The sequence below is a fragment of the Candidatus Binatota bacterium genome (assembly GCA_012960245.1).
Taxonomy (GTDB): domain Bacteria; phylum Desulfobacterota; class Binatia; order UBA1149; family UBA1149; genus UBA1149.
Window position 1 is genome coordinate 1 of the sequence record DUBO01000026.1, and the last position, 595, is coordinate 595.

At 67.7% G+C, this 595-nt stretch carries 1 protein-coding gene and 1 pseudogene (1 of these 2 cut by a window edge); both read right to left on the reverse strand.

Going from position 1 to position 595, the window contains the following annotated elements:
* The coding region (locus EYQ35_04545; protein ID HIF63412.1) for a hypothetical protein at positions 1-544 on the reverse strand (544 nt) is incomplete at its 3' end.
* A gap of 16 nt (positions 545-560) precedes the next feature.
* Positions 561-595, reverse strand: a pseudogene (locus EYQ35_04550) (hypothetical protein) (it continues 4,660 nt past the right edge of the window).

The window sequence follows — 595 nt, forward strand, 5'->3', positions numbered from 1 at the left end:
CGCCCAGGCAGGCACCCGCCGTGCAGGTGTCGCTCGTGGTACAGGCGTCGCCGTCGTCGCAGCTGGCCGTGTTATCAGTGCTCACGCAGCCCGAAGCCGAATCACAGCTGTCGTCGGTGCAGCCGTTGACATCGTCGCAATCGGGGGCCGTGCCGCCCAGGCAGGCACCCGCCGTGCAGGTGTCGCTCGTGGTGCAGGCATCGCCGTCGTCGCAGCTGGCCGTGTTGTCAGTGCTCACGCAGCCCGAGGCCGAGTCACAGCTGTCGTCGGTGCAGCCGTTGGTGTCGTCACAGTCGGGGGCCGTGCCGCCCAGGCAGGCACCCGCCGTGCAGGTGTCGCTCGTGGTACAGGCGTCGCCGTCATCGCAGCTGGTCATGTTATCAGCGTTGATGCAGCCCGAGGCCGAGTTACAGCTGTCGTCGGTGCAACCATTGCTATCGTCGCAATCGGGGGCCGCGCCGCCCAGGCAGGCACCCAAGGCGCAGGTGTCGCTCGTGGTACAGGCATCGCCGTCATTGCAGCTGGCCGTGTTGTCAGTGCTCACGCAGCCCGAGGCCGAGTCACAGCTGTCGTCGGTGCAGCCGTTGGTGTCGTC